Genomic DNA, 7808 nt, shown 5'->3' with positions numbered 1-7808 from the left:
GAGCAGAAAGCGAGCGTGGATTGTTGCGGCGATCGCAGCGGTGGTGCTCATCGCGGCCGGATCCGTCACCGTTGTCCGCCTGCGCAGTGGGTCGAGCCAGGGCTATCCGGCTCAGTCGTTCAACCATGTGCACGGGACCACCCAAATCGACGCAGAGCCACACGCGGTGGCGGCGGTCGGGCCGGGCGACGGCGACGCCGCGCTTGCGCTGGGCGTGCAACCGGTGGTGATGACCGAACCGGACGGCAAGCTGGCCAGCTGGGACCAACAACTGGTCACCGGCGGGGTCAAAGTGGTGTCGTCCGTCGACACCGCGGCGATCCAGGCAGCCAAACCTGACGTCGTCATCGCCACCGGCACCATCGACGACGCCACCTACAAGGCGCTGGCCGCGATCGCCCCGACCGTCACCCGCCCCTCCGACAGCACCGGGTCGACATGGACGTGGCAGAACCAGCTGACCTGGATCGGTCGAATCCTGGGCCGGACGGACAAGTCGCAGCAGCTCGTCGACACGGCCCGCAATCAGCAGGCCGATCTTCGCAGCCAAAACCCGGCCTTCAACGGCAAGACCGTCGCGGTTGTCAACGTCACCGACAACGGTGTCACCGCCACCCTGCGTGGCGCGCCCGCAACCGACTACCTCCAGGGCTTGGGCTTCAACTACAGCGACAAATTGAAGCCCACAGCCGCCGACACCGGCAGCGTGCGGCCCATGACCGACAACGACCTGTACTCACTCGGCGCCGACGTCATGGTTGCGGTCCGCACCGACAAGGCCGCCGGCGGCGGTGGATACAACGGGTTGCCCCAACCGCTCACGCTGTATCGGGGAGCGATGGTCATCGTCGACGACCCTAACGTGATCGCGGCACTGAACGCCGAGAGCTACTCCGCCACCGAATACCTCAACTCGAACTTCGCCAGCGCCCTTACGGCGCAAGTGCACTAATAAGACCTGCGGTTGCGGGCCGGCGAGTCCGTCTATCGTTTCTCGTGTGAGCAAGCGCAACACTCGTGTCGTGAGCGCGGCACTTGCCGGGGCCGTTGCGATGACGTTGGTGAGTTGCACCTCGACGGTGAGCGGTGTCGCGGTGATCGGCTCGCAGTCCACCGATGCTGACGGCGCAGTGGTGGCGCTGCTGGACACCGGCAAATATCCGACGACGGCCGGCCACCCGGTGGGTACCGCAGGTAGCCAGGCGACCGGCGCCGTTTTGGAGGCGCAGCGGATGGCCGAGTATGTGGTCGGACCATGGCAGGTCAACGCGCACCCGACGCAGCTGCGCCAGACGAACTTTCTGGCTACCCAGGCAGCGCCCGACATCCACTTGCTCAAAGATGCTCTGCCACAGCCGGTTCCTGACATCGCGTCGGCGCACGGCGTCATCACTGCGTTTATCACGTCCCGCACATCGAGCAATCCGCAAGTGCCGCTGATGCTGACAAATCTGGTGATGCGCTTCCCCGACCCCGCTGCCGCCTCCGCCGCTGCCACCGAAATGGCCGCCGCTACCAGCCGGCTTCCCGATCCGCCGCGATCACCGATCGCCATCCACAACCAGCCCGAGGCACTCGCGTCGGCACATGACGAGCTCGGGGACCAAACGGCGATCAACAGCTTCGCCGCTCATGGAGCGTACGTGCTGTACCAGAGCGCGAAATCCAAAAAAGAGGAGTTCGCCGATTTGGCTTCTCAAGCCGAGGAATTGGTCGAAGGGGCGCTGCGCATACAGGAGAACCTGATCGACCAGTTCGCAGCAACCGATCCGGCGAAGCTGGCCGACTTGCCGCTCGACCCGACCGGAAAGCTGTTGGCCCGCACCTTACCGACGTCGGACAGCACGGCGGCCCTGGTGGTCGGGGTGTGGCAGCCGCGCGCGTGGTTGCACTTCGAAGAAGATCCCATTGCCGCGGCGGCATCGTATGCCGCCGACGGTGTGGAGGTGATAGCCGAGGGTTTGACGACGGTGTACCAGACCAGCAACGCTGGCGGGGCCGCGCGGATGGTTCAGCGCTTCACCACACGCCTGGGCCCATCAGTTAAGGCCATTTCCGGAGTGCCCGGCCTGCCAGCGGCCAAATGCCTTGCCCGCCAAGGCATGGCGCCCGCACCGACCTTGCATGAGATGACAGCGCGATACAGTTGTATCGCGTCCGCGGATCAGTATGCGTTCATCGCCTACTCCGACACGGAGAAAGACGTCAAGCAGCAGATCTCCGCGCAATACCGGATCCTCGCGGGGAAATAGCCATGCAGGGGAGACGATTGGGGCGAGCGCTCGGCGCAGCGTTAGTCGCCGTATGTGTGGTTGCGCTGGTGGGCTGCAGCGCGATGGTAGCCGGTGTGGCGGTCAAGGCTCCCGATCGCGCCGAGGCCGATGGCGCGATCGTGGCATTGCTGGACACTGGTGACTATCCGACGACCGCGAACCATCCGTTCGGAACTGCGGGTAACGCCAACACCGGCGCGATGTTGGAAGCTCATCGGCTGGCCGTCAACGTGGTTGGCCCGTGGCAAGTCGACCCGACATATCGACATGTGGCAGTGATGAACACGACGACCACTTCGCCACTGCCTGAAGCCAAATTGCTGTCGCAAAACAATGTGCTTGCGGATCCGATGCCCGCCGTCGCCATGGCACACGGCTTCATGACCGGCTTCTCCAGCTTCCGCAGGGCCAGCACAAAGAAGCTCCTCGTCAACGTGGTGCTGCGGTTTCCCGACGTCGATTCCGCTGGGGCAGCGGCCCGCGAAATGGCCGACCAATACCCGCACGCAGACGCACCCGCGCGGCTGGTGACGATCGATGGCCACCCCGAAGCGATCGCAACGCTCTACGACTTTCCCGACGGCGGCGTCGGCGCGGCAAGCTTTACCGCGCGCGGACCATACGTGCTCGTCCAACAGCTACAGATCGAGGACCGTTACGACGCCGCGACAGCGCCCGTGCTGATTGGGCTGACGCTCGACCAGCAGGAACCGCTGATCGACCGGTTCACGCCAACAGATTCCGCGAAACTGATCGACCTGCCCAAGGATCCGACGGGGCAGTTGTTGGCCCGCACGCTGTGGGCCACCGATGGCAGCGCGCCCTTCATGATCGGGGTCTGGGAGCCGGGCGCCTGGCTGAATTTTGAAGACGACCCGATCAAGGCGGCAGGCCTATTCAAATCCGCCGGCGTTGAGGCGGTGGCGCAACAACGGGCAACCGTCTACCAAACGCACGACGCGGCGGGGGCGACACAGCTGGTTAAGCAATTCGCTGCGGACATGAAGGCCACCGAAGGTGCTCATCAGATCAGCGGGATCACTGGCTTACCCCAGGCTCAATGCTTCGCCCGGCAGAACGCCGCCGGGTTGCTCGAGGAACCCAATCCACCGTTGTCATGGCTGCGGGTGGTGTGGCCATTCAAGTGTGTCGCGCGCGCAGATCGATATACCTTCACTGCCTTCAGCGACAGCGAAAAGGACGTCAAGCAGCAAATGGCCGCGCAGTATCGCATCCTCGCCGGCAAGTAACCGCCGGCTCCTCGTCGAGGTTGAATCGGCGGGCTGACGGGTAATACCAGGGGCAACCGACACCCCGGAGTGGCGCACATGACGCGCGACGACGACGATGATGCCGGCGCAGCCGGGATCGAGGAGTGGCGCCAATGACGTTTGACCTGACACCGACGGTGGCCCAACACGACCTGGCGCGGCGCACCCACGAGTTCGCCGAGTCGGTCATACGTCCTGTCGCTCTCGACTACGACCAGAAGCAGGAGTTCCCTTGGCCGGTCCTGGAGGAGGCCGCGCAGCAGGGGTTCTACAGCCCGTTGTTCTACCGCGATCTCATCGGCGATCCCACTGGCCTTTCATTGCCGATGTTCATGGAGGAATTGTTTTGGGGTTGCGCCGGAATCGGTTTGGCGATCGTCATGCCGGCGCTGGCGCTGTCGGCCATCGGGCAGGCCGCGTCTCCGGAGCAGATGCTCCAGTGGGCCCCGCAGTGTTTCGGGACTCCCGGTGACCTCAAGCTTGCGGCGCTGGCAATCTCGGAGCCCGAAGGCGGCAGCGATGTAAGGAATCTGCGGACCCAGGCCCGCCGCGACGGCGAGGACTGGGTGATCGACGGTCACAAGATGTGGATCGGCAACGGCGGCATCGCCGACGTGCATGTGGTCAACGCGGTCGTCGACGAGGAGCTCGGCCATCGTGGCCAGGGGCTGTTCATCGTGCCGGGCGGCACTCCAGGTCTGGAGTTGGTGCGCAAGCTCGACAAGCTGGGCTGCCGCGCCTCGCATACCGCCGAACTACGCTTCGATGGTGTGCGCGTGCCGGGTGACAATCTGTTGGGTGGACAGGAGAAACTCGAGCACAAGCTCGCTAAAGCACGCGAAGCCGTAGCAGGCGGAAAGCGTTCCAGCTCGGCGACATTGGGTACCTTCGAACAAACCCGCCCTATGGTCGCCGCGCAGGCGATCGGCATCGCGCGGGCCGCGCTGGAATACGCCACCACCTACGCCACCCAGCGGGAAGCGTTCGGCGGACCGATCATCGACAACCAGGGCATCGCTTTTCCGTTGGCAGAGATCGCCACCCAAATCGAAGCGGCGAGGCTATTGACTTGGCGGGCGTCCTGGATGGCCGCCCAAGGCATCCCGTTCGAGCGCGGCGAGGGCTCGATGTCAAAGATGGCCGCCAGCGAGGTAGCCGTCCGGGCAACCGAACGGGCCATTCAGACAATGGGCGGTTGGGGCTACATCACCGACCACCCGGTTGAGAAATGGTATCGAGATGCCAAGCTGTACACCATCTTTGAGGGCACCAGCGAAATCCAGCGGATCGTCATATCCCAGGCGCTGGGCGCATCCGAGGGCGCTCCGCCGCTTCACATCGAGATCGAGCCGTCGGGTGGCCCGTTGAACCGAATGTTCGGCCGCGGCACGCCGCTGCGTTCCCGTGTCGCTGATGCCGCGCTTTCAGCCAAAGACCGGGTTCCCGAGCCGGTGATGCGGCTCGCAATGAAAGTACTGCAGCCGCCGCGCAAGTGAGCCACGAGAAACACAGATGACCACAGACAAGACCGGTGCCGAGACCTCCGTCAGCGCCTCGGACGGGAAGTACACCATCGCCGTCGAGAGCCAGACCGTCGGGTTGGCTGCCTTCGCTGATCGCGACAACAAGCGGGTTTTCTACCACACCGAGGTGGAGGATCAGTTCGAAGGACGCGGCTTGGCAAGCATATTGGTGGAGGAGGCTCTCCAGGCCACCCGCGCGGACGGCAAGCGCGTCGTCGCCGTCTGCCCGATGGTGGCCGCCTTCATCAAGAAGCACCAGGAATTCCGCGACATCACCGATCCGGTCACGCCGGAGATACTGCGGTGGGCCCAGACGCTGTAATCGGCTGCTAGCCGGCGCCTTTGCCATTGTCGACCCGATAGACGGCGCCGTGGACGGCGGCCGCAGCATCGCTGGCAAGGAACGCGATCACATTCGCAACGTCAAGGGGCGCCATCATGCCGCGCGGTGAGGCCGTGCGCATGATCAGGTCGTAGTTCGGGTTGTCCGGCGCACTGAAATGTTCGATTTGCGGCGTGAGCATGCCGCCCGGGCATATTGCATTGACCCGCAAGCGATCCGCGGTGTACTCCACCGCCAAAGCACGCGTCAGCCCGATCAGCCCATGCTTGGCAGCGCAGTAGCCGGCCGAATAGGCCTGCCCTTCGACCCCGGCAATGGAGCTGACATTAACGATGTTGCCGCCTCGCTCGAGCAGATAGGGGAGTGCAGCGCGACAGAGGTAGAACGGCCCGTTCAGGTTGACCGCGAGATCGTCTGCCCAATCGTCGTCGGTCATCGACTCCGTCCGGCGCATCTGGTGTCGGCCGGCAATGTTGACGAGGACATCTAGCCCGCCGCACTCGCGGACGCACTGCTCGACCGCGTCCCGGCAAGCCTGCGCCGAACCAATGTCCACTGACGCGTATGAACCGTGTTCCACGTCGGCGAACACCTCGGCCAAGCGCCCGATATCCCGCCCGATGCCGAAAACCTTGGCGCCCGAACGGGAAAGCAGCCGGGCCGTCTGCGCGCCCAGGCCCGACGACGCACCAGTCACCAATGCGACTTTGTCTTGCAAGGCAGCCATACCAGTTCCCGTTCTCGCCTAGGTTCGCGTTCGCGCAACGCTACCCCGCAGAAGTTCAACGGGCGCAATAACTCTCAGTCCCGACCGCTGCAAAGCGTCGGTGAACACGCGCTCGGCCCTAAACCTGCGCCGGATTTGGCGCGCGGACAGCACCACCAGCAGGCTGATCATCAGCCTCCCCAGCGCGAGCCGACTCGTTCGCTTCTTCCAGGTCGACCGCGTCGAGCCCACCCGCCGACCGCAGTAGTAGCCGAGGCAAGTTGCCGCCGCGAGCGCGGCAATCGCCGCGAGCAGTGTCATGGTGGACAGCGTTCTTGGTCACCATCGCGACGAGGTCACACGCGAGATACACCTCGGCATTAACTGCGACCACCCGTCGCCGATGAAGCGGCTCGACTCAATTTTGTGGGCGAAGGGGGACTTGAACCCCCACGTCCCGAAGGACACTGGCACCTGAAGCCAGCGCGTCTGCCATTCCGCCACTCGCCCTGAACAATCGGTGGAGCCTACCACTGTAATAGCCAGCCGCCCCAACCACGCTGACGCCCTGAGAGTGGCCCACGGCGCCGCCTGCGAGGCCGCCGAACCCCCGCCTGACCTGGCTCGATGCGATTCTCAGAATTCTGCAAGTGCCGCTGCGATGCACTGGCCCGATACCATGCTGGAGTACGACACGCGTGATGCGACACGCCGGAGGCATCGTCCGCCGTGCGGCACCGACAGATGAGGACTGAGGCGGGCGCTTGGAGATGAGCAGCCAGAAGGGGCTAGTTCAACGCATCGAGCGCAAACTTGAGGTCACCGTCGGCGATGCCTTTGCCCGGGTGTTCGGTGGGTCGATCGTCCCCCAAGAAGTAGAAGCCCTGCTGCGCAGGGAGGCGGCCGACGGAGTCCGCCCTCTGCAAGGCGATCGACTTTTGGCTCCCAACGAATACATCATTACCCTCGGTATGCACGACTATCAGAAAGTGGGCGCCGACCAGGGCCTCACTTCAGAAGCTTTCGCTAAGCACGTGACGGGATACATCGGCGAACAGGGGTGGCAAACATATGGTGACGTGGTCGTCCGGTTCGAGCAGTCGGCGAACCTCCATACCGGCCAGTTCCGCGCCCGCGGTGCTGTCAACCCCGATGTCGCGCCCCGCCCGACGGCTAGCGAGCCCGCCGCGCCACAATCAGATCATGCGTTCAACGCAGAACCAGGAGTACCACCGATGACCGACAATTCGAGCTACCGCGGCGGCCAGGGGCAGGGGCGGCCCGGCGATGACTACTACGACGAGCATTACGGGCATCCGCAGGACGACCCGCGCGGTGGCCAGGACCCCCGGGGTGCTTATCCACCGGAACCGGGCGGCTACCCCGACCAGCAAGGTCATCCACCACCGCCGCCCGAGCACGGGGGCTACCCCGCGCAAGGTGGCTATCCCGATCAGCGCGGCGGCTACCCCGACCAAGGCGGCTACCCCGACCAGCGCGGCGGCTACCCCGACCAGGGCGGCTATCCCGACCAGCGCGCCGGCTACCCCGACCAGGGCGGCTATCCCGACCAGCGCGCCGGCTACCCCGACCAGGGTGGCTACCCGGATCAGCGCGGCGGCTACCCCGACCAGGGTGGCTCCCCCCAGCACGAACAGCGGCCGGCCCCCGGTTACGGCGGCGGTCAGGGGT

At 64.9% G+C, this 7808-nt stretch carries 8 protein-coding genes and 1 tRNA gene; 6 read left to right on the top strand and 3 right to left on the bottom strand.

From position 1 onward, the window contains the following. The 5 genes from WB785_RS00160 to WB785_RS00140 form a co-directional block, all read left to right on the top strand. On the top strand, positions 1-952 hold a 952-nt coding region (locus tag WB785_RS00160; protein ID WP_424076681.1), incomplete at its 5' end, for an ABC transporter substrate-binding protein. Between the two features lie 46 nt (positions 953-998). Then, a complete protein-coding gene (locus WB785_RS00155) occupies positions 999-2252 on the top strand; it encodes a DUF7373 family lipoprotein (protein WP_424076680.1) in 1254 nt (417 codons plus the stop codon). Positions 2253-2254: 2 nt separating this feature from the next. Further along, a complete protein-coding gene (locus WB785_RS00150; RefSeq protein WP_424076679.1) occupies positions 2255-3523 on the top strand; it encodes a DUF7373 family lipoprotein in 1269 nt (422 codons plus the stop codon). A gap of 134 nt (positions 3524-3657) precedes the next feature. Next, positions 3658-5040, top strand: coding sequence for an acyl-CoA dehydrogenase family protein (locus WB785_RS00145; protein ID WP_424076678.1), 1383 nt, complete (start codon positions 3658-3660; stop codon positions 5038-5040). Between the two features lie 16 nt (positions 5041-5056). Further along, complete coding sequence (locus WB785_RS00140; RefSeq protein WP_424076677.1) at positions 5057-5389, top strand: GNAT family N-acetyltransferase; 333 nt, start codon at positions 5057-5059, stop codon at positions 5387-5389. 7 nt (positions 5390-5396) lie between these two features. On the opposite strand, the gene WB785_RS00135 is transcribed toward WB785_RS00140, so the two are convergent. The 3 genes from WB785_RS00135 to WB785_RS00125 form a co-directional block, all read right to left on the bottom strand. Next, the gene (locus WB785_RS00135; protein WP_424076676.1) at positions 5397-6137 is read right to left on the bottom strand and encodes an SDR family NAD(P)-dependent oxidoreductase; all 741 of its coding nucleotides are present in this window, start codon (positions 6135-6137) and stop codon (positions 5397-5399) included. An 18-nt stretch (positions 6138-6155) separates the two neighbouring features. Further along, complete coding sequence (locus WB785_RS00130; protein WP_424076675.1) at positions 6156-6437, bottom strand: hypothetical protein; 282 nt, start codon at positions 6435-6437, stop codon at positions 6156-6158. Between the two features lie 106 nt (positions 6438-6543). Continuing rightward, a tRNA-Leu gene (locus WB785_RS00125) sits at positions 6544-6626 on the bottom strand. A gap of 260 nt (positions 6627-6886) precedes the next feature. Here WB785_RS00125 and WB785_RS00120 point away from each other — a divergent pair. Continuing rightward, positions 6887-7808, top strand: a 922-nt coding sequence (locus WB785_RS00120; RefSeq protein WP_424076674.1) for an FhaA domain-containing protein, incomplete at its 3' end; no start/stop codon positions are given.

Origin of the sequence: Mycobacterium sp., assembly GCF_049585075.1 — a bacterium.
Lineage (GTDB): Bacteria > Actinomycetota > Actinomycetes > Mycobacteriales > Mycobacteriaceae > Mycobacterium.
Note: the sequence above shows the minus strand (reverse complement) of the source record. Positions and strands in the feature narration are given on the sequence as shown.